We start from the raw sequence: 18,862 nt of genomic DNA, 5'->3' as shown, positions 1-18,862 counted from the left end.
TCTGACACAGAAACTGGCCAGAAAATGTGTCATTTTCTGAGCCGCGTCAGATCCACTTGGCCAAGGGCGGCAGGCTCATCAGCACGGCATTCGCGTCATGCCCGGTTTCCAGTCCGAACTTGGTGCCGCGATCGTAGACGAGGTTATACTCCGCATAAAGCCCCCTGTGGACGAGTTGTGCCTCCTTGTCGGCCTCGCTCCACTCCTGCACCCGCCGCGTTTCCACCAGCGGCACGAATGCGGGCAAGAACGCGCGCCCGATATCCTGTGTCAAAGCGAAATCGGCCTGCCAGTCTTCGGTGCAGTAATCATCCATGAAGATACCACCGACCCCCCGCGCGCGGCCCCGGTGGGGCACAAAGAAATACTCATCCGCCCACTCCTTGAGACGCGGATAATGGGCTACATCATGAGGATCCAGATGGGCCTTTTGGGTGGCATGAAAGTGCGCCGTATCCGCGTCATATTCGATGCATGGGTTCAGATCGGACCCGCCGCCAAACCACCACGCGTGGGGCGTCCAGAACATCCGCGTGTTCATGTGAACAGCCGGTACATGCGGGTTTTGCATATGCGCCACCAGTGAGATGCCAGATGCCCAGAACCGCGGATCGTCCTTCATCCCCGGCAGCCCCTTGCGCGCCATCATTGCCGCCTGTGCACGCTCGCCCAAGGTCCCATAGACCGTCGAAACATTGACGCCCACCTTCTCAAAGACACGCCCGCCGCGCATCACGCTCATCAGACCACCGCCGGCATCCCCCCCATCGGGAGCGGATCGCGTCGTTTCGCTCACTTCGAAACGACCAGGTGCCTGGTCCGACAGGGGACCCACGTCATGACTGTTCTCCAGACCCTCAAACGCGGCAACGATTTCATCGCGCAGGCGGCGGAACCACGCCGCGGCAGTGGCCTTTTCAGTGTCAAAATGTGCGGTCATATGGCTGTCTCCCCTAGATGCGGTGCAGCCTACCGCATCGCAAACCATGGGCGAAAGCGGTTAATGCGCAGGTGCGGCGACAGGGTCAAGCAGGGTGCGCCCGCCATCCAGTGTGAGGATCTGACCCGTCATGAAGCCGGATGCTTCCGACGCAAGGTATTGGACAGCATCCGCCAGCTCACCCGGAGCCGCGATGCGCGACAGCGGGGTGTGCTTCTCGATATCGTCACGATAGTTGGAATTGTCTTTCAACGTCCCGCGCAGCGACGCGCTCATTACCGAACCGAAGGCAACCGCGTTCACCCGGATACGCTGCGGAGCCAAGGCAACGGCCATCGACCGCGTCAACTGATCCAACGCCGCCGAGCTGACCGAATACGCCAAGAGATCGGGATGCGTACGGCGTGCGGCGATCGAGCTGAGGTTGATGATCGCACCAACCTGCCCTTCGTCCTGCCCTTCGGCCTGTTTGATCATGCGCTTGGCGACAAGCTGGGTCAGCCGAAGCGCGGGCACCAGATTCTGATTCAACAGCTCAATCACCGAATCATCGTCCGGCGACAGCGGGTCCGACGGCATCACCTGGCGCGATCCATTCACCAGAATATCCACCTGATCGAACGCGTCGATGGTCGCCGACAGCAGATTGGCGACCGTCAGCTTTTCCCGCAAATCTCCGGCGAAGTACCGGACATGACCATCCTCGGCCTGCTCACCCAACTGTTTAGTGAGCCCTTTTTCATCTATATCCGCGAACATGACATTGGCGCCTTTCTCCGCGAAATGACGCCCTATGGCGAGGCCAATTCCGTTGGCGGCCCCGGTCACAATGGCGGTCTTACCGGCGATGGAAAAGGACATGAGCAGTCTCTCCTTGTCTAAGATCCAAACCTAGCGGGTTTCACCGGCCTGGGCGAGAGGGGCGTGCCGCACGAAAAAGCTTGAACCGATTGTCGCCAGCCAACTCATCGCCCTCCCGGAATGCAGACCGCAGGGCGGCTTCGTAAGGCAGATGGCGGTTTGCCACCATCCAAAGCGTGCCGGACGGTGCCAGCATCCGCGCCGCCGCCGCGATAAACGCCTGCCCCAGGGCGGTATCGGCAGAGCGCGACGTGTGAAAGGGTGGGTTCATCACAACACTGTCCACTGGCTCCGGGGACACCCAGGACCGGGCATCCGCCCAATGAAACTGCGCGCGCGGGTCGGGGAGGTTGAGCCGCGCGCAAGCCAGCGCGGCATGATCGGCCTCGACCACATGCAGGGTTTCGACCGTCGGGCGGCGCAACACCTCTGCCGACAGAAACCCCCAGCCCGCGCCAAGATCGGCGACAGTCCGGCCCAGGTCATCCGGCAGTACCGCTGCCAGCAGGCGCGATGCGGGATCGATCCCATCCGCCGAAAACACACCAGGCGCGGTCACATACTCCCCGACGGAGCCGGGCCGGGCATCCCAATCCGCGAATCCATCCGCAGGAGAAGTAAACCAGAAAATCTTGCCATGGGCTTTGGAGATCGGTGCAGATACGGTCACCCGCTGCCGAAGGTCTTTCAAGATACTGTCGACTCCGTCGGTCTTGGCCCCGTCGACGACCACGATCCCATCGGTCGCAGCCACCGCAGCAGCCAACAGCGCCCGCGCCCGCGCCTTGGCACGCGGCAAAAACACCACAATCGAAGCAAAGCGTCCCGACAGCGACGGCGCACAGCTGAATCCGCGCGCCTGCCAGACTGCGTAGTCGGGATAAAACGGCTGCACAATCGTCAGCCGATCCGAAGGCAGCGCGGACAGATCCGCCTCGGCTGCGGGGTGCAGCACCGCGACAGGCCCGTCCGGCAGGCGCAGCCCGCCTGCATCAAGTGCCAGCGATAACCGGAGCGACATTGGGGAGGATCAGTCCTCTTTCTCCATCGTGCATTGCAGCGGATGTTGATGGCGGCGGGCAAAATCCATCACCTGACCGACCTTGGTCTCGGCGATCTCATGGCTGAACACGCCGACCACGGCCACGCCTTTCTTGTGCACGGTCAGCATCACCTCGAACGCCTGTGCGTGGGTCATTCCAAAGAACCGCTCCAACACATGCACCACGAACTCCATCGGGGTGTAATCGTCATTCAGCAGGAGAACCTTATAGAGCGGCGGCCGCTTGGTCTTGGGCCGCACATCGGTGATCACCGACGCGTCATCGTCGGTGCCATTATCGTCGGCCATGATCCAAGGTCGCATTGTCATCGTGGAAATTCACGCCAATGTGCTGTCGGTTCTGTGAGTGCTCTATATAACGCGTGTGAAGAATTAGAAAAGACGTCGCAGCACAGAATCGAATATGACCTACCTGACCTGCATCGCCTTTGATGCCGACGATACGCTCTGGCACAACGAACGCTTTTACCGTCTGACGCAGGACCGGTTCGCCGATCTGCTGCGTGACTACAGCGAAAGCGATCACCTGATGGCGCGGTTGCTGGAGGCAGAACGGCGCAACTTGGGCCATTATGGCAACGGGATCAAAGGGTTCGTCCTGTCGATGATCGAAACCGCGATTGAGGTGACGGAGAAACGCGTGCCTGCCTCGGTGATCGCGGAACTGCTGGAGGCCGGGCAGGACATGCTGCGTCACCCGATCGAGATCCTGCCTCATGCAAGAGAGGCGGTTGAGGCGGCAGCGGCCACTCACCAGGTATTGCTGATTACCAAGGGCGATCTGCTGCATCAGGAGCATAAACTGGCGCAGTCAGGTCTGGGCGATCTGTTTGACGGGGTAGAAATCGTGTCCGAAAAGACACCGGACATCTACGCCCGGATTTTCTCCAACCACGCCAATGGGGCTGCTCAGGCGATGATGGTTGGCAACTCCATGCGATCAGATGTGGTTCCGGTGGTCGAAATCGGCGGCTGGGGGGTGCATGTCCCGCATGGTCTGGAATGGGAAATCGAAGCCGCGCCCGCCCCCATGAACGCGCCCCGGTTTCGCGAACTGGCGGATCTGGGTGCCCTGCCCGACCTGATCCGCGACATCGGGTGAGTCCGCGCCCACAGGCGCCGCTCGCCACCGTATTGCCACAATTGCCGGTTTTGGGGGCAGATAATCCGCCGCTACTAAATCTGGACTTCGGACCTGGCGGCAACCTGCTAACTCATTGCAACTTGTAACTTTCTTTTGCCATCATCCTATGCTAGGTTTCCGATCAGCAGGCAAAAAAGCCAGTCGGAAAACCGACGGCATGAGGCAGACAGAGGCAATCATCGTGCAGGTTCGACCCATCAAGTCGGCCCGTCTGGGGCTATTTTTTCTCGCAGCGGTTTGGATGTGTATCGTCGTGCCGCTCAGTGTGGCCGCAGCGCCCTATGCCGCCATGGTCATGGATGCGCGCACCGGCGAGGTTTTGCATTCACGCAATGCTGACACCCGATTGCATCCGGCCTCCCTTACTAAGATGATGACACTCTATATCGCGTTTGAGGCGGTCAAGAATGGCGAGATCACGTTGGACACCAAAGTCCGTGTCTCCAAGAAGGCCGCCGCCGAGCAGCCCTCCAAACTCGGTCTGAAAGCGGGCCAACGAATCGCCCTCCGCTATCTCATCCGCGCCTCGGCGGTCAGATCCGCCAATGACGCGGCCACCGCGATCGCAGAAGCCATTTCGGGGAGCGAAGCGGCGTTCGCACGCCGGATGACCGCTACGGCCAAGGCGCTGGGCATGACCCGGACCACGTTCAAGAACGCCCACGGTCTGACCGAAGCCGGGCATTTGTCGACCGCGCGCGACATGACAATCATGGGACGCCGCATGCTCTATGACTATCCGCAATACTACAACCTTTTCTCGCGCCGCTCGACCCATGCGGGGGTCAAGGAAGTGCGCAACACCAATCGCCGCCTGCTTGACGCTTATCGTGGGGCGGACGGGATCAAGACGGGTTATACACGGGCTGCGGGGTTTAACCTCGTTGCCTCGGCCCAGCGCGGAAACGAGCGGGTGATCGCCACGGTATTCGGCGGCAAATCCACAACCTCGCGCAATGCGCGGGTGGCCGAACTTCTCGATCTGGGGTTCCGTCGGGCACCGTCGCGCGCGCCGCTGCGCAAACCCTCCCCTCCGGTCTATGCAGGCACACCGGGCGGCGCGGACGGGGCGGCGGGCAAGACCATCCGCGTCAGCGGCGCGGTGCAGAAAAGCTTGCGGCCGCACCTGCGCCCCGGCTCGGGGCAACCGGTTGTTGTGGCGCAAGCCATCGTTGAGACGGCCAAGGCCGAGGAAACGATACTGCGTGAGGAGATCGCAGAAGCGATCGCAGAGGCCAAGACACCTCAGGTATCGACAGCCAGCCTCTCGGCGCCTTCTCCGGCTGTTGTGCCACGCCCGGCGGCCCGGCCCACGACACGTGTGGCAGCAGCGGCAGGGCAGGTCGACCCGCAGGATGACAGCCAGCGCGAGGTCGTCACCCGGCTCTCCACATCCGGGGGCAAACACTGGGGCATCAATGTGGGCCGCTATACCAGCCGGTATCAGGCCGAAAAGGTGCTGCTGCGCACCGCGCTTGCCGAGATGTCGGCACTGGATGGATCGCTGCGCAAGGTGGTTCGCGGTCCGCGCGGGTTCGATGCCAATTTCCATGGCATGACACGCGAAAGCGCCGATCTTGCCTGCCGCCGCCTTCAGGCGCGGAACGTCAGCTGTTTCATGGTCGGGCCAGGCTGATCCATCGGGCTTGGCAGATCAGACGCGGCCGCGATGCGCCAGCTGGGCGCCACCGCGTCGGCTCTGCCCGTCAGGGTTTGGGTCTGTCATCCCATTCATCGCTGAGGATGCGCCGACTGTCCCCATCGGGATCATCATATTGGTTCGACCTGACGGTATAGAGAAACCCGATCAGGCCGACGGCGCCCAGGGTCAGGGAGATCGGAATCAGATAGGCCAGCACTTCCATTCAGATCACCTCAACCTCAAAGCGTTCAGCGACACTGTAATCGAAGAGGCCGACATCGCCAAGGCCGCAATCAGCGGTGTGGCAAGGCCCGCGACCGCCAGCGGTACGGCAATCACGTTATAGACCGTCGCGATCTGGAAGTTCTCGCGGATCCGGCGCACGGCGCGATCAGCAACCCCCAATGCTTCGGGAATGGGTTTGAGATCGGTGCCCAGCAACACGATGTCTGAGGCGACACGCGCTGCATCCAGGGCCGAGGCCGGAGAGATCGAGACATGCGCCGCTGAAAGCGCCGTCGTGTCATTCAACCCGTCGCCAACCATCAGGACATGCCGCCCCTCTTCGGACAGCATGGTGATACGCGCGGCCTTGTCTTCCGGCAGGGCCTCGGCCACCCATTTGGTGATACACAAACGCTTGGCCAGCGCTTCGACCGCATGGGTCGTATCGCCCGACATCAGCAGAACGTCCTTGCCGTCGGCAATCAGGGCGGCCACAGCCTCCTCCGCACCGGCCCGCAGGGCATCGGTAAAGGTAAAGGCACGCGGCGCGTCCCCTTCGATGCCCAACCAAGCCACGGTACCGGTCGCCTCTTTGGCGCCGACCCAGGCGCCTCGACCCAGACGCACGCGGCGTCCTTGCCAGAGGGCCTGCGTGCCATAACCTGGCACCTCGGTGATATCGGTCAGCGCAGCCGGTTTGATCCCGGCTTCGCGCGCGGCCTGCGTCAGAGCACGGGACAGCGGGTGCGCGGAAATCTCGGCCAAGGCCAGCGCCACCTCCAGTTCGCGGCGCCCGTGATCGCCCAGATTGGTCAGATCAGGCGCTCCGGCGGTCAGGGTGCCGGTCTTGTCAAAGACCACCGTATCGACCGCCGCCAAACGTTCCAGTGCGGTGGCGTCCTTGATCAGCATCCCCTTGCGGAACAGACGGCCCGAAGCCGCCGTGGTCACCGCAGGCACGGCCAGCCCCAGCGCGCACGGGCAGGTGATGATCAACACCGCCGCGGCGATATTGAGCGCGGTGCGCATGTCCCATGTATAAAGATACCAGCCCAGAAAGCTGAGCGCCGACAGGATATGCACACCTGGCGCATAGAGCTTGGCGGCCCTATCGGCCAGCGACGTATAGTTCGACCGCCCAGATTCCGCGATGGCCACCAGATCCGCCATGCGATGCAGCGATGTTTCCTGGCCGACCGCTGTCGCGCGGATCGTCAGGGGGCCCGTCAGGTTGACCTCGCCCGCGCTGACCGCTTGCCCGGGTTCGGCAAAGACCGGCAGCGTCTCTCCGGTCAGGAGCGACCGGTCAAGCTCGGATTGTCCCTCCTCAACCACACCGTCAATCGGCATGCGCCCGCCGGGACGCACCCGGATCAGATCGCCAACGGCCAGATCGGCAACGGAAACCTCGGCCTCAACGCCATTGACCAGCCGCCAAGCGCGCGGCACTTCAAGCGCGGCCAACTCCTCGGCCGCCGATCGCGCCGCCGCCCGTGTCCGGTAGTCCAGATAGCGGCCTGCCAACAGAAAGAAGGTGAGCGCGATGGCCGCATCGAAATATGCGTGCTTACCCGAAAGGGCGGTCTCCCACAGCGATGTCACCAGGGCCAGCACGATCGCCAGCACGATGGGCACATCCATGTTCAGCTTGCGCGCCCTCAGCGCGGACCACGCGTTGCGAAAGAACGGCTGGGCTGAAAAGGCAATCGCCGGCAGTGTGATGGCCGCTGAGATCCAGTGGAACATATCGCGTGTCGCATCTGCCGCCCCGGACCAGACCGAGACCGACAGGAGCATCACGTTCATCGACGCAAAGCCCGCCACCGCCAATCGCATCAACAGATCGCGGCCCGCGCGATCCGTCTGGGTGGCCCGTAATGCGCCCGGGTCCAGCTCATACGCCTCGTACCCGGCATCGGCCAGAACCGGCAGCAGATCGACGGCGTTTACATCCGCCTCCGCCTCGATCATCGCGCGTTTCAGCGTCAAGTTCACCCGGGCGGATGTGATGCCGGGATAACCGTTCAGGACCCGCTCCACTCCGGCGATGCATCCCTGACAGTGAATGCCGGGCAGCGACAGCGCCAGTCGAGCAGGCTCAGGCGGCAGTTCGACCGCCTGCGCAGGGGCAGCCAGGCAGCCCGGGCAGGCCGCCGCTGACTGAGGCAATTGCGCGGTCACGGCCCCCTAACTCCGCACGTGCAGGATAACGCGCTGGGTAAACTCCGTGCCGTCATCGGCCAAGGCCACCATGCGGATGTTCCAATTGCCTTCTCCCAATGTGGCGGGCGCAACATAGGTTTTGCCGTCAAAGACAAAATCGGGCGTCATGTCGTCCCTTGTGTGGGTGGCGCGGCCCAGAGTCGCCTGAAGGTCGGCTGCCTCAACCGGCGCGCCGTCTGCATCGGTAATCGACAGAAAAACCTGGCCGTCCCGTGCATAGGCCCGCACCGACCATCCCAGCGCCAGCTGCGCATCGCGCTTGGCATCGAATTGCTGCGATGCCACGTAGGAATTCTTGACCTCAAGCCCCGGAAAGGTGCTGACCGCATTATAGGCCATGCTGAAATTGACGATAAAGATGATCCCGAATGCGCCGACAAAAACCATTACCGCATGTCGTCCGGTGAATTCGCGCGTTGCCATGGTTTAGTTCCCTTTCCCAAAGAATGTGCTGTCTTTAAAGGCGCGTTCGCCATTGGTCAGATCCTCGACCCAGAACCGCAGATCTGTCCGCTCGCCCAGCGAAGGATCCGATCCCGGAGGGGCCACGACGTACACGCGTTGCAACCTCATGCCTTCGGCGGGGATGTCGATCACCTCATAGGGCGTTCCTTCCAGTTGCAGGCGCAACTGCGGGTGCCCTTTGACAAAGATGCGGAACGTGCGTTCGTCGTTGTTCTTGTTGCGCAAGCGGACATCGTAGGTGTTGCGAATGGATCCATCCGACATGGTCACGAATGTTGGATTGCGCACCGGCGCGACAGTCAGTTCGATTTCGGAACGGATGAACAGCGCAAAGATCAAAGCAAAGCCCACCACCGCCCAGAGCGCGGTGTACAAGATCGTGCGTGGCCGCAGGATGTGTTTCCAGATGTTACGGGGCGTCTCCCCTGTGCGTTCCAGATCCTCATCCGACAGGGCCATATAGTCGATCAGACCGCGCGGCTTGCCGATCTTGTCCATGATCTCGTCGCAGGCATCGATACAGAGCGCGCAGGTAATGCATTCGAGCTGTTGGCCATCGCGGATGTCGATGCCCACCGGGCACACATTCACGCAGGCCATACAGTCGATGCAATCGCCCTGCTCGGCCCCGTCGGCCACTTCTTCGGAATGCTTGCGCGGCTCCCCTCGCCATTCGCGGTAAGCCACAGTGATGGTGTCTTCGTCCATCATGGCCGCCTGGATGCGCGGCCAGGGGCAAGCATAGATACAGATCTGCTCACGCGCGAAACCACCGAAAAAGAACGTGGTCCCGGTCAGGATGGCGATCGTTGTATAGGCAATCGGATGGGCGTTCAGCGTCACCAGATCGACCAGCAAGGTCGGCGCATCGGCGAAATAAAACACCCAGGCCCCGCCCGTGGCGAGACCGATCAGCAGCCAGACCGCCCATTTGCTGACGCGTAGCCGGAACTTCCGGAAATCCATCTTTTCCTGACGGTGCAGACGCAGCCGCGCGTTGCGGTCGCCTTCGATCCAGCGTTCGACAAGGATGTAAAGATCGGTCCACACCGTCTGAGGGCAGGCATAGCCGCACCAGACCCGTCCCAGGGCCGAGGTGAACAAGAACAGCCCCAGCCCCGCCATGATCAACAGGCCCGCGACAAAGTAGAACTCATGCGGCCAGATCTCGATCCAGAAGAAATAGAAGCGGCGATGCGCCAGATCGAGCAATACCGCCTGATCCGGCAGGCTTGGCCCTCGATCCCAGCGGATCCAGGGCGTTACATAGTAAATCCCCAGAGTGACAAGAAGAATGATCCATTTGAGATTGCGAAACTGCCCCGAGACGCGTTTGGGGAAGATGGGCTCTCGAGCTGCATAAAGACTTTGTGGCTGCTCCGAACTTTCGGACAAGAGACTCACTCCAGATGAGGGTATGATGTTGGGTGCGGTTGTCTCATTCCATGCCCTGCCCAACATTGACATGGGTCAAAAAGCGCATCGTGCAGATACCTTTTGGGCGCGCCTAGTCGGTTGCCTTCCGACGGCGCAACCATCGCACAAAAGCGCGCAAAGGCGGGCGTTGCAGGCCGGATCGGGTGACGATGTGGTACCCCGCCCCCTCCTGCGCGGTGAAGAGTGCGACAAGACGCCCCGCCTCAAGATCAGCCTCAACAAAGCTGCGTACGGTGACGGCCAAACCCTGCCCGTTGCGCGCGGCATCCAGCATCATGTTGCCCGGCAGCGCGATGGTGCGCCGTTCAGGATCGGGACCGACCCCGTGCCGGGCCAGCCAGTGCGACGCCTCGGAGGTGCCCAGCTCCTCAAGCCAGGGTGCGGCAGTCAGATCGGCGGGGCTGTCGACCTTGCGATCCCCCATCAGCGAGGGGGCCGCGATGACGATCATCGGCGAGGTCAGAAGCCGCTCGCTCTCCAGCCCCGGCCAGTCACCGGGGCCATAGCGGATGGCGATGTCGATCCCACCGGGCTCAAGCGTGACAATCTGCGGCGAGGGATCGATCATGATATCGATATCGGGATGATCGGCGCGAAACTCCGGCAGGCGCGGCATCAGCCACGACGCCGCGAATGTGGGCGTGGTCGACACGTGCAGCGGACGATCCGCGTCCGCTCCGGTCAGCGTTTCGATGGTTTCGATCATACGCTGAAACCCGGCGGTCGTGGCCGCCGCCAACAGCCGCCCGGCATCGGTCAGGTCCAGAGCCCGTCCGCTCCGGTCAAACAAGGCGATATCCAGATGCCGCTCCAACCCGCGCAATTGCTGGCTGATGGCCGCATGACTGACGTTCAACGCGGCCCCCGCGCCGGTCAGGGATCCGGTGTCAACAAAGGCCGCAAAGGCGCGCAACGCAGGTAGCGGTGGCAGGCTGTGCCAGTTCATATGTAAGCTTTGCTTAAATACGGAATTTCTAATTGAGTCGCAGCTTTGCGTCTTTTCGTCAAGTATATAGCCATATGAACCATACCAGAGGATGAGGAACATGCTTGACGCTATCGCCCATACTTTAATGACCACGCGGCAGAACGACTGTCGGGCCGGTCACCTGACCCGCGTGCGCGACGTGCCGAAATGGGATGCGCCCGCCTGGTGGCGTACGCGCCCCTTGCGGAGGCGCACCTTCTGGATCGACCTGGACCGGCTTTGATGGCGCGGTCCGCCCTGATCCTGGTCGACCTGCAAAACGACTATCTCCCCGATGGTGATTGGCCGGTCGACGGGATGGAGGCCGCGGTGCAGAGCGCCCGCGGCCTCCTGACCCGTGCCCGTGACACGGGCTTGCCGGTTTTTCACATTCGGCATGAAGCCACCTCGCCGACGGCGCCGTTCTTTCGCCCGGGCACCAAGGGCGCCGACATCGTGGCTGACCTTAGCCCTCGCGCGGATGAGCCGGTGATCCACAAACACCGACCCAACAGTTTTCATGAAACCGATCTAAAAACACGCCTGCACGACGCCGAAGTCACCCATGTGATCCTTGCTGGGGCCATGACCCAGATGTGCATTGATGCCACCGCCCGCGCCGCGCGGGATTTCGGCTTTGGTGTGACGGTTGCACAGGATGCCTGCGCGGCCCGCGCGATCAACTGGAACGGTGTCACCGTGCCCGCATCCCAGGTTCAGGCGACCATTCTGTCGGCATTGAAGATGTCTTATGCGCGGGTTCTGCCGACGGGTGAGATTATCACGGCCATGGCATAGAAAAGCGCCGGTCTTCTAGGAAACGCGCGAACAGAACAGAAGACCGGCGCTGCACCTCCGGGCCATTTGCACGGCCCGGAGTATCTGGTTCGGACCTGGCTACTCACCGCCGCCCAACTGGTGGACATAAGCGGTCACGGCGCGGATCTGCGCCTCGGTCAGGCGGGTTTGCCAAGGCGGCATCACACCAAAGCGCGAATAGGTCACTGTCTCCATCAGCGTCTCATAGTCACCGCCGTAGAGCCAGATCGCGTCCGACAGGTTCGGCGCCCCCTGGAAGATATCGCCTTCGCCCGCTTCACCATGACAGGCCGAGCATTGGTCGAGATACACAACCTCTCCGGCTTCCACCTGGCTGGGATCGGCCGCTTGACCCCCTGACAGGACCTGCACATAGTTCACGACCTGAACGATCTCTTCAGGTTCCAGCAATTCACCAAAAGCCGGCATCTCCGAGTAATGAGCGTCGAAGTCTTCCTCGTTCCGGATACCGTGGCTGATGGTATAGTGGATGGCTTCCATGTCGCCGCCCCACAGCCAGTCATCGTCCAAAAGGTTGGGATAACCCACCGCACCGGCTGCACCCGATCCGTGACACTGCGCACACCAGGTACGGAACACAGCCTCACCCGAGGACACCGCAAAGCTGTAGATCTCGGGATCGTCGCCAATCGACGCCAGCTCGACACCTTCAAGGCGTGCGTTGATCTCGGCATTCTGTGCCTCGAACTCGGCAATATCCTCGGCCACCTCACCACGGGTGGAATAGCCCAGCAGACCCGCTGTTGCCTGGTTGACCAGAGGCCACGCCGGATAGGCGATGGTATATCCGATGCCCCAGACGATCGTCGCATAAAAGACCCAGACCCACCATTTGGGCAGTGGATTGTTGAACTCTTCAATCCCGTCCCAGGAATGGCCGGTGGTTTCGGGGTCCTTGTTTTGCTGTACTGGTTTCTTACTCATGAATCTGCCTCCTTGGACGCAGCCGGTTTGTCTTCATTCCGGAACACGACATTTGCCGTGTCCCGATACGTTTTGCTGCTGCCAGGGCGGAAAACCCAGATGACGACGCCGATGAAGAAGATGAACATCGCCAACAGGAACCAGCTATCCGCCAGTTGCCGAAGGAACGTGTAGGTTTCCATGTTTCAGACCCTCCCTTAGCGGCTTGCATCTGGGGTGAAGGTCGAAAAGTCGACCAGCGTACCCAGCATTTGCAGATAAGCGACCAGTGCGTCCGCTTCGGAGATGCCAGGTTGGCTATCGAAGTTGCGCACCTGCGCACCCGGATAGCGTTCCAGCAAATCGTCAAAGTCACTGTCGGCATCAGCCTGCGCCCGGAAGTCCGCCGCCGCGTTGGCGATCATCTCATCGGTATAGGGCACGCCCACGAACCGGTTGGCCCGCAACAGATCCTCGATGTAATCCGGCTCGATCATTGTCCGCTCCAGAAAGCCGTATTTCGGCATGATCGATTCCGGCACCACCGATTGCGGATCCCGCAGGTGAACGATGTGCCAATCGTCTGAGTACCGGCCACCGACCCGGGCCAGATCGGGCCCGGTCCGCTTGGAACCCCACTGGAACGGATGGTCATACATCGACTCCGCAGCCAGAGAGTAGTGGCCATACCGCTCGACCTCGTCCCGCATCGGCCGGATCATCTGGCTGTGGCAGACATAACAGCCTTCGCGGATATAGATGTTCCGACCGGTCAGTTCGAGCGGGGAGTAGGGGCGCATGCCGTCTACTTCCTCGATCGTGTTCTCAAGATAGAACAGCGGCGTGATCTGAACGATGCCCCCGATGGTGACAACCAGAAAGCTGAACACCAGAAGGAGGGTCGCGTTGGTCTCAAGGATCTTGTGTTTGTCCAAAAGTGCCATGTGTCCGGGCCCTCCTTATTCGGCCGGGACGGCTGTTGACAGGCTGGCCTCTTTGGCCGGACTCCGTCTGACAGTCATCCACAGATTATAGCACATGATGATCGCACCGGTGAGGTAGAGAACCCCGCCCAGACCGCGCACCACATACATCGGGAACTTGGCGGCCACAGTGTCGGCAAAGCTGTTCACCAAGAAGCCGTTCGCGTCCACTTCACGCCACATCAGGCCTTCCATGATGCCCGTCACCCACATCGACGCGGCGTAGAGCACGATGCCGATCGTGGCGAGCCAGAAGTGCCAGGAGACGAGACCAAGCGAATAGAGACGCTCGCGTTTCCACAAGACTGGCACCAGGAAGTAGAGCGCACCGAAGGTGATCATGCCGTTCCAGCCCAAGGCGCCGGAATGCACGTGACCGATGGTCCAGTCTGTATAGTGGCTGAGCGAGTTGACCGCGCGGATCGACATCATCGGACCCTCAAAGGTCGACATACCGTAAAAGCCCACCGAGATCACCATCATCCGGATCACCGGGTCGGTCCTCAGCTTGTCCCACGCGCCCGAGAGCGTCATCAGCCCGTTGATCATACCACCCCAGGAGGGCATCCACAGCACGATCGAGAACACCATGCCCAAGGTCGAGGCCCAGTCAGGCAACGCGGTATAGTGCAGATGGTGCGGACCCGCCCAGATATAGAGGAAGATCAGCGCCCAGAAGTGGATGATCGACAGCTTATAGCTGAACACCGGACGTTCGGCCTGCTTGGGGATGAAATAGTACATCATGCCCAGGAAGCCGGCAGTCAGGAAGAAGCCCACTGCGTTATGGCCATACCACCACTGCACCATGGCATCCTGTACGCCAGGCCACAGGATGATCGATTTCGATCCCCAGATGCTGACCGGGATGGTCAGGTTGTTGACCACGTGCAGCATCGCGACTGTGACGATGAACGACAAAAGGAACCAGTTGGCGACGTAAATATGCGGCTCTTTCCGCTTGACCAGCGTTCCCAGGAACACGGCCAGATAAGCCACCCAGACAACGGTCAGCCACAGATCGACATACCACTCAGGCTCGGCATATTCCTTGGACTGCGTTCCACCCAGCACGTAACCGGTCGCCGCCAGAACGATAAACAACTGATAGCCCCAGAAAACGAACCAGACCAGGTTGCCGCCCCAAAGCCGTGCCGCAGACGTTCGCTGCACGATATAAAGCGATGAGCAGATCAGAGCGTTGCCGCCAAAGGCGAAAATCACCGCCGAGGTATGAAGCGGGCGCAACCGCCCGAAGTTCAGAAAGCCCTGCGCCCATTCGAAATTGAGCACCGGAAACGCCAACTGAAACGCGATGACGACGCCAACCAGGAAGCCGATAACCCCCCAGAACGCCGTCGCGATCACGCCTGCGCGGATCACGCCATCATTGTACTCCAACGACAGGTCAGTGGCGGACACAGGCTCATCCGTGCGCCGCAGTGTCCATAGAAACAGCCCACCGGCCACCAACATGATCAGGATCATGTGGACCTGGTAAGCCAGATCACGCGCATAAGAGGCGCCAATCATCGCAAACAGCGTGATAAGGCCAAGCGCGATCAGCTTGAGATAGTTCAACATATTTCGTCCCTTCGTCATGTCCGCGCGATTCATCAATGCCGCCGGACGGATTAGACTGGGTGCTTGATCGCCCGATACGAGCTCAAATGCCTTGATCTGAATCAAGCATTTCAATGGCAGCTTTTGACGCGCATCAACGATGGTCCGCGGCAGGCGTGCCTAATGTCGGTTCATTAAGATTGCTCCAAACAGGGGAGACTACTGACATGGCCTACAAATCACTGCTAACAGTGATCACCGACGCCGCCACCGCCAAAGCGCCGCTGGACCACATCACAGCGCTGGCCGCGGCCCAGGATGCGCATGTCGAGGCATTGTGCCTCGGCGTTGATCGCACCCAGACAGGATACTACTATGCCGGAGCCAATGCTCTGATTTTGCAGGAAACTCTGACGCGCGCCCATGCAGAGGCCGCGGATTTGCTGGCAATGGCCAAAGAGACGCTGTCGAAATCCGATATCCGCTGGTCGGCGGATGACGGCGTCACACCATTCGCAGATATCGCCCGGCATGTGGCGCTGCATGCGCGGTTTTCCGATCTCGTCGTTCTGCCAAAGCCCTATGGCGACGAGCGGGGTGCCGAATTGGAGCCGCTGGTGGAGGCGGCGCTTTTTGACGCAGATGCTCCGGTTCTGGTCGTGCCGGATGGGGTTGCGCCCTGCCCGGCCCCGTCGCAGGTGCTGGTCGCCTGGAACCAGTCCCGCGAAGCATTGGCCGCGATCCGTGCGGCACTCCCGCTGCTGAAACAGGCCAAGCTGGTGCGCATTGTGGTGATTGACCCGCCCCAACATGGGCCCGAACGTTCCGACCCGGGCGGTCTGCTTAGCCAGATGTTGGCGCGCCACGGCGTCTCTTGCGAGATCGATGTCGTCTCCAAGACCATGCCACGGGTGTCGGACGTACTGAACCGGCATGTGGTCGACAAAGGTGCCGATATGATTGTGATGGGTGCTTATGGGCATTCGCGGTTCCGCGAGGCCATTCTCGGCGGGGCCACCCGCAATATGTTGGAGCAGGCCACCGTGCCTGTCTTTATGGCCCATTGACCCTTGGGCGCGGCATGGGTTCGCTCTGCCGCGCCCTCTGGTCAGGCCCCACGGGCCATCTACGGATCAGGTCGAGTATCACTGCGCATCCCGCAGCCCGACCGCGCTCAAGCACTGATCCTACTGGCGTTTTTGTCTTGGATTAGGTGTCACACGTACCCATCGCCCGCAAGGTTCCGGGCACACGCCCCGTCACAGCGAAAAAAGACAGAGAGACCCGACCGGCGATCTCCAGCGATATGCCTCAGCCCAATACACCACCATCGCTGTCATCGCCCGCCTCTTCCAGCAACCGATCCATATCGGGTACGGTCACGTGCCGCTTGCCCTCAAGCACGATGACCTTGTCTTTCTTCAAAGCCGAGATCTGGCGGCTGACCGTCTCCAGCGTGAGACCCAGATAATCCGCCATCGCCTCCCGCGTCAGCGGCAGATCGAACACCACTTGGCCGGTTCCGGTTTTCATGTTCAGCGTCACGTCCCGACGGGCGATAATGGTCAACAGGCTGGCGATCTTTTCTCGCGCGGTCTTGCGGCCCAGGACCAGCATCCATTCGCGCGCGGCATCCAGTTCGTCCAGCGTCATTTCCAGCAAACGGTGCGCCACATGTGGCGTATCGTTCATCAGGTCCTCAAAGGGTTTTCTGCGGAAACAACACATCACCACATCCGTGGTCGCCACGACATCATAGGCCGCCCCATCCCGGCCTGGCCTGCCCACAAAGTCCGAGGGCAACAGCAAACCCACCATCTGGGTGCGCCCATCCTCCATCGTCTGGCTCAGCGTGGCGATCCCCGAAACCACCGATCCGACAAAATCCATTTTGTCGCCCGACCACATAACGGACTGACCGGCCTCGAAGGTTCTATAGTACTTGATCTCCTCCAGCCGCGCGAGCTCATCAGTCTCGCATCTCGCACAAACGGCCCGGTGCCGGATTGGACAATCCGAGCACTCCTGAGAGAATGACTGGTTCAGATTCATGCGCGCTTCCAACTTGATCTGCGTCAAGGAACAGTCCCCTCCGCTTGGTCTAAGACTAAGCACATGAGGACAAAATCGCAATTGGCCAAGCTTGGGCTATTTGACGCGCGGGTGCCCCGGTATACCAGTTATCCGACGGCGCCGCACTTCAATGATCAGGTCGGGGCCAACCAGTTTACCAACTGGCTGTCGCAAGTTCCCGCTGGGGGACAGGTCTCACTTTATATCCACGTCCCGTTTTGCAGGCGATTGTGTTGGTTTTGCGCATGTCGGACGCAGGGAACGCAATCGGCCAAACCGGTGGCGGAGTACCTCAAGACCCTCAAACAGGAACTTGCCCTGGTTGCGCAAACCCTGCCCGAGGGCGTCAGTCTGTCGCGGCTCCATTGGGGGGGCGGGACCCCGACACTCCTGACACCAGAGATGATGACCGACCTTGCCGGGACGATCGCCGAGGTCGCGCCATTGGCCGATGGCTACGAGTTCTCGGTCGAGATTGACCCCAATGAACTGGATCAGGCGCGTGTCGACGCCCTGGCGGCGGCGGGGATGAACCGCGCTTCTATCGGGGTGCAGGATTTCGACGACGAGATTCAGCAGATCATCGGTCGGATCCAGAGCTTCGACGTAACGAGGGATGCAGCGGAAATGCTGCGCGCCAGCGGGATCCAGAGCCTGAATGCCGATATCCTCTTCGGCCTGCCAAACCAGTCGAAAAAACGGATGACGGAAAGCGTTCAGAAATTGCTGTCGCTGAACCCGGATCGTGTCGCGCTTTATGGATACGCCCATGTGCCTTGGATGGCGCGGCGGCAAACGATGATTCCTTCCGATACCCTGCCCACGCCCGAGGAGCGGCTGGAGCTTTTCGATACCGCGCGCCGCCTGTTTATGTGGGACGGGTACCGCGAGATCGGGATTGATCATTTTGCCCGGCCCGATGACGGGCTGACGGTTGCATTGGACGCAGGCAGGCTGCGCCGGAACTTCCAGGGCTACACCGACGATACCTCCGACGTGCTGATCGGTGTCGGCGCTTCGTCAATCTCGAAATTCCCGCAAGGGTATACCCAGAACGCGCCATCGACCGGTCTGCATGTGGCCGCCATTCGCGATGGTCGGTTCTCGGTGTCGCGGGGCCATGCGTTCAAGGGTGATGACAAACTCAGGGCCCGCCTGATCGAGGCGCTGATGTGCGACTTCCGGATCGACGCGGAGGAGATCCATCGTGATTTCGGGCTGTCCGCGCACGACCTGCAGGATCTCTTTGACAAGGTTATGCGCGCGTTTCCAGGTGTGGTGGAGTTGACACAGGATGGCCTGTATCTGCCTCATGACGCGCGACCCTTGACCCGAATGATCGCCCGCGTCTTTGACGCCTACGATCTCAGCAAAGCCGGACACTCCTCGGCCATCTGATCCAAATGAGCGCCTGCGGCGCAGTGCATTCTTGTGCGAGGCTCTGCCTCGCGCTCCGGGAATATTTAGGGCCAGAAGAAGTGTAAGACTGCCCAGCTTCTTCTGGCCCTAAATATTCCCGGGGGAGCGCGTAGC

At 61.0% G+C, this 18,862-nt stretch carries 20 protein-coding genes; 6 read left to right on the top strand and 14 right to left on the bottom strand.

Annotation, left to right across the window (positions count from 1 at the left end):
- Positions 1 to 46: 46 nt before the first annotated feature.
- Genes hemF through clpS form a run of 4 tightly spaced genes read right to left on the bottom strand, consistent with a single transcriptional unit; the run spans position 47 to position 3,152 of the window.
- A complete protein-coding gene (gene hemF, locus HEP69_RS03535) occupies positions 47 to 940 on the bottom strand; it encodes an oxygen-dependent coproporphyrinogen oxidase (protein WP_290557140.1) in 894 nt (297 codons plus the stop codon).
- Positions 941 to 1,000: 60 nt separating this feature from the next.
- Positions 1,001 to 1,801, bottom strand: coding sequence for an SDR family oxidoreductase (locus HEP69_RS03530; protein ID WP_290557139.1), 801 nt, complete (start codon positions 1,799 to 1,801; stop codon positions 1,001 to 1,003).
- Positions 1,802 to 1,841: 40 nt separating this feature from the next.
- Entirely contained in the window at positions 1,842 to 2,822 is a 981-nt protein-coding gene (locus HEP69_RS03525) for a class I SAM-dependent methyltransferase (RefSeq protein WP_290557138.1), read from the bottom strand.
- A gap of 9 nt (positions 2,823 to 2,831) precedes the next feature.
- Positions 2,832 to 3,152, bottom strand: a complete 321-nt coding sequence (gene clpS, locus HEP69_RS03520) for an ATP-dependent Clp protease adapter ClpS (RefSeq protein WP_290557137.1) — start codon at positions 3,150 to 3,152, stop codon at positions 2,832 to 2,834.
- A gap of 115 nt (positions 3,153 to 3,267) precedes the next feature.
- On the opposite strand from clpS, the gene HEP69_RS03515 reads away from it, so the two are divergent.
- Together HEP69_RS03515 and HEP69_RS03510 are read left to right on the top strand one after the other, a co-directional pair.
- On the top strand, positions 3,268 to 3,966 hold the full coding sequence (locus HEP69_RS03515; protein WP_290557136.1) for an HAD family hydrolase: 699 nt from the start codon (positions 3,268 to 3,270) through the stop codon (positions 3,964 to 3,966).
- 283 nt (positions 3,967 to 4,249) lie between these two features.
- On the top strand, positions 4,250 to 5,644 hold the full coding sequence (locus HEP69_RS03510; RefSeq protein ID WP_290557221.1) for a serine hydrolase: 1,395 nt from the start codon (positions 4,250 to 4,252) through the stop codon (positions 5,642 to 5,644).
- A 70-nt stretch (positions 5,645 to 5,714) separates the two neighbouring features.
- Here the strand turns inward: HEP69_RS03510 and ccoS are convergent, their stop codons facing one another.
- The 5 genes from ccoS to HEP69_RS03485 all read right to left on the bottom strand — a co-directional run bounded on the left by ccoS (position 5,715) and on the right by HEP69_RS03485 (position 10,946).
- Positions 5,715 to 5,873 carry a cbb3-type cytochrome oxidase assembly protein CcoS gene (gene ccoS / locus HEP69_RS03505; RefSeq protein ID WP_290557135.1) on the bottom strand — a complete coding sequence of 53 codons (159 nt, stop codon included), beginning with the start codon at positions 5,871 to 5,873 and terminating at the stop codon, positions 5,715 to 5,717.
- Between the two features lie 5 nt (positions 5,874 to 5,878).
- Positions 5,879 to 8,056 (bottom strand): heavy metal translocating P-type ATPase, encoded by a 2,178-nt coding sequence (locus HEP69_RS03500; protein WP_290557134.1) that lies wholly within the window; start codon positions 8,054 to 8,056, stop codon positions 5,879 to 5,881.
- A 6-nt stretch (positions 8,057 to 8,062) separates the two neighbouring features.
- On the bottom strand, positions 8,063 to 8,521 hold the full coding sequence (locus HEP69_RS03495) for a FixH family protein (protein WP_290557133.1): 459 nt from the start codon (positions 8,519 to 8,521) through the stop codon (positions 8,063 to 8,065).
- A 3-nt stretch (positions 8,522 to 8,524) separates the two neighbouring features.
- Complete coding sequence (gene ccoG, locus HEP69_RS03490) at positions 8,525 to 9,958, bottom strand: cytochrome c oxidase accessory protein CcoG (RefSeq protein WP_290557132.1); 1,434 nt, start codon at positions 9,956 to 9,958, stop codon at positions 8,525 to 8,527.
- A 112-nt stretch (positions 9,959 to 10,070) separates the two neighbouring features.
- Entirely contained in the window at positions 10,071 to 10,946 is an 876-nt protein-coding gene (locus HEP69_RS03485) for a LysR family transcriptional regulator (protein ID WP_290557131.1), read from the bottom strand.
- A gap of 100 nt (positions 10,947 to 11,046) precedes the next feature.
- Between HEP69_RS03485 and HEP69_RS03480 the strand changes: the two genes are divergently transcribed.
- Both HEP69_RS03480 and HEP69_RS03475 read left to right on the top strand, forming a co-directional pair.
- A complete protein-coding gene (locus tag HEP69_RS03480; RefSeq protein WP_290557130.1) occupies positions 11,047 to 11,211 on the top strand; it encodes a hypothetical protein in 165 nt (54 codons plus the stop codon).
- Complete coding sequence (locus HEP69_RS03475) at positions 11,211 to 11,765, top strand: cysteine hydrolase family protein (RefSeq protein WP_290557129.1); 555 nt, start codon at positions 11,211 to 11,213, stop codon at positions 11,763 to 11,765. The genes HEP69_RS03480 and HEP69_RS03475 overlap by 1 nt, the downstream gene beginning before the upstream one ends.
- Positions 11,766 to 11,864: 99 nt before the next feature.
- Here HEP69_RS03475 and ccoP read toward each other — a convergent pair whose 3' ends face one another.
- From ccoP to ccoN, 4 genes are read right to left on the bottom strand one after another with little or no spacing between them, the layout of a single operon-like run.
- Positions 11,865 to 12,731, bottom strand: coding sequence for a cytochrome-c oxidase, cbb3-type subunit III (gene ccoP / locus HEP69_RS03470; RefSeq protein WP_290557128.1), 867 nt, complete (start codon positions 12,729 to 12,731; stop codon positions 11,865 to 11,867).
- The gene (locus tag HEP69_RS03465) at positions 12,728 to 12,913 is read right to left on the bottom strand and encodes a cbb3-type cytochrome c oxidase subunit 3 (RefSeq protein WP_290557127.1); all 186 of its coding nucleotides are present in this window, start codon (positions 12,911 to 12,913) and stop codon (positions 12,728 to 12,730) included. Before HEP69_RS03465 ends, ccoP begins: the two co-directional genes overlap by 4 nt.
- A gap of 15 nt (positions 12,914 to 12,928) precedes the next feature.
- Entirely contained in the window at positions 12,929 to 13,654 is a 726-nt protein-coding gene (ccoO, locus tag HEP69_RS03460) for a cytochrome-c oxidase, cbb3-type subunit II (protein WP_290557126.1), read from the bottom strand.
- A 15-nt stretch (positions 13,655 to 13,669) separates the two neighbouring features.
- A complete protein-coding gene (ccoN, locus tag HEP69_RS03455; RefSeq protein WP_290557125.1) occupies positions 13,670 to 15,277 on the bottom strand; it encodes a cytochrome-c oxidase, cbb3-type subunit I in 1,608 nt (535 codons plus the stop codon).
- Positions 15,278 to 15,483: 206 nt separating this feature from the next.
- Here ccoN and HEP69_RS03450 point away from each other — a divergent pair, with 206 nt between their 5' ends.
- Complete coding sequence (locus HEP69_RS03450; protein WP_290557124.1) at positions 15,484 to 16,323, top strand: universal stress protein; 840 nt, start codon at positions 15,484 to 15,486, stop codon at positions 16,321 to 16,323.
- Between the two features lie 244 nt (positions 16,324 to 16,567).
- On the opposite strand, the gene fnrL is transcribed toward HEP69_RS03450, so the two are convergent.
- Positions 16,568 to 17,308, bottom strand: a complete 741-nt coding sequence (fnrL, locus tag HEP69_RS03445) for a transcriptional regulator FnrL (RefSeq protein ID WP_290557123.1) — start codon at positions 17,306 to 17,308, stop codon at positions 16,568 to 16,570.
- Positions 17,309 to 17,371: 63 nt separating this feature from the next.
- On the opposite strand from fnrL, the gene hemN reads away from it, so the two are divergent.
- A complete protein-coding gene (hemN, locus tag HEP69_RS03440; RefSeq protein ID WP_290557122.1) occupies positions 17,372 to 18,727 on the top strand; it encodes an oxygen-independent coproporphyrinogen III oxidase in 1,356 nt (451 codons plus the stop codon).
- Positions 18,728 to 18,862 lie beyond the last annotated feature (135 nt).

The organism is Aestuariivita sp., from assembly GCF_021404545.1.
In the GTDB taxonomy this organism is placed as follows: domain Bacteria; phylum Pseudomonadota; class Alphaproteobacteria; order Rhodobacterales; family Rhodobacteraceae; genus Aestuariivita.
Note: the sequence above shows the minus strand (reverse complement) of the source record. Positions and strands in the feature narration are given on the sequence as shown.

What these genes read in the sequence shown, in the direction of transcription:
- HEP69_RS03465 (WP_290557127.1), bottom strand. Translation starts at nt 12,913, where the DNA reads ATGGAAACCTACACGTTCCTTCGGCAACTGGCGGATAGCTGGTTCCTG.
- HEP69_RS03530 (WP_290557139.1), bottom strand. Translation starts at nt 1,801, where the DNA reads ATGTCCTTTTCCATCGCCGGTAAGACCGCCATTGTGACCGGGGCCGCC.
- HEP69_RS03485 (WP_290557131.1), bottom strand. Translation starts at nt 10,946, where the DNA reads ATGAACTGGCACAGCCTGCCACCGCTACCTGCGTTGCGCGCCTTTGCG.
- hemN (WP_290557122.1), top strand. Translation starts at nt 17,372, where the DNA reads ATGAGGACAAAATCGCAATTGGCCAAGCTTGGGCTATTTGACGCGCGG.
- HEP69_RS03525 (WP_290557138.1), bottom strand. Translation starts at nt 2,822, where the DNA reads ATGTCGCTCCGGTTATCGCTGGCACTTGATGCAGGCGGGCTGCGCCTG.
- ccoS (WP_290557135.1), bottom strand. Translation starts at nt 5,873, where the DNA reads ATGGAAGTGCTGGCCTATCTGATTCCGATCTCCCTGACCCTGGGCGCC.
- ccoN (WP_290557125.1), bottom strand. Translation starts at nt 15,277, where the DNA reads ATGTTGAACTATCTCAAGCTGATCGCGCTTGGCCTTATCACGCTGTTT.
- ccoO (WP_290557126.1), bottom strand. Translation starts at nt 13,654, where the DNA reads ATGGCACTTTTGGACAAACACAAGATCCTTGAGACCAACGCGACCCTC.
- HEP69_RS03450 (WP_290557124.1), top strand. Translation starts at nt 15,484, where the DNA reads ATGGCCTACAAATCACTGCTAACAGTGATCACCGACGCCGCCACCGCC.
- fnrL (WP_290557123.1), bottom strand. Translation starts at nt 17,308, where the DNA reads ATGAATCTGAACCAGTCATTCTCTCAGGAGTGCTCGGATTGTCCAATC.
- hemF (WP_290557140.1), bottom strand. Translation starts at nt 940, where the DNA reads ATGACCGCACATTTTGACACTGAAAAGGCCACTGCCGCGGCGTGGTTC.
- HEP69_RS03515 (WP_290557136.1), top strand. Translation starts at nt 3,268, where the DNA reads ATGACCTACCTGACCTGCATCGCCTTTGATGCCGACGATACGCTCTGG.
- HEP69_RS03480 (WP_290557130.1), top strand. Translation starts at nt 11,047, where the DNA reads ATGCTTGACGCTATCGCCCATACTTTAATGACCACGCGGCAGAACGAC.
- ccoP (WP_290557128.1), bottom strand. Translation starts at nt 12,731, where the DNA reads ATGAGTAAGAAACCAGTACAGCAAAACAAGGACCCCGAAACCACCGGC.
- clpS (WP_290557137.1), bottom strand. Translation starts at nt 3,152, where the DNA reads ATGGCCGACGATAATGGCACCGACGATGACGCGTCGGTGATCACCGAT.
- HEP69_RS03475 (WP_290557129.1), top strand. Translation starts at nt 11,211, where the DNA reads ATGGCGCGGTCCGCCCTGATCCTGGTCGACCTGCAAAACGACTATCTC.
- HEP69_RS03495 (WP_290557133.1), bottom strand. Translation starts at nt 8,521, where the DNA reads ATGGCAACGCGCGAATTCACCGGACGACATGCGGTAATGGTTTTTGTC.
- HEP69_RS03510 (WP_290557221.1), top strand. Translation starts at nt 4,250, where the DNA reads ATGTGTATCGTCGTGCCGCTCAGTGTGGCCGCAGCGCCCTATGCCGCC.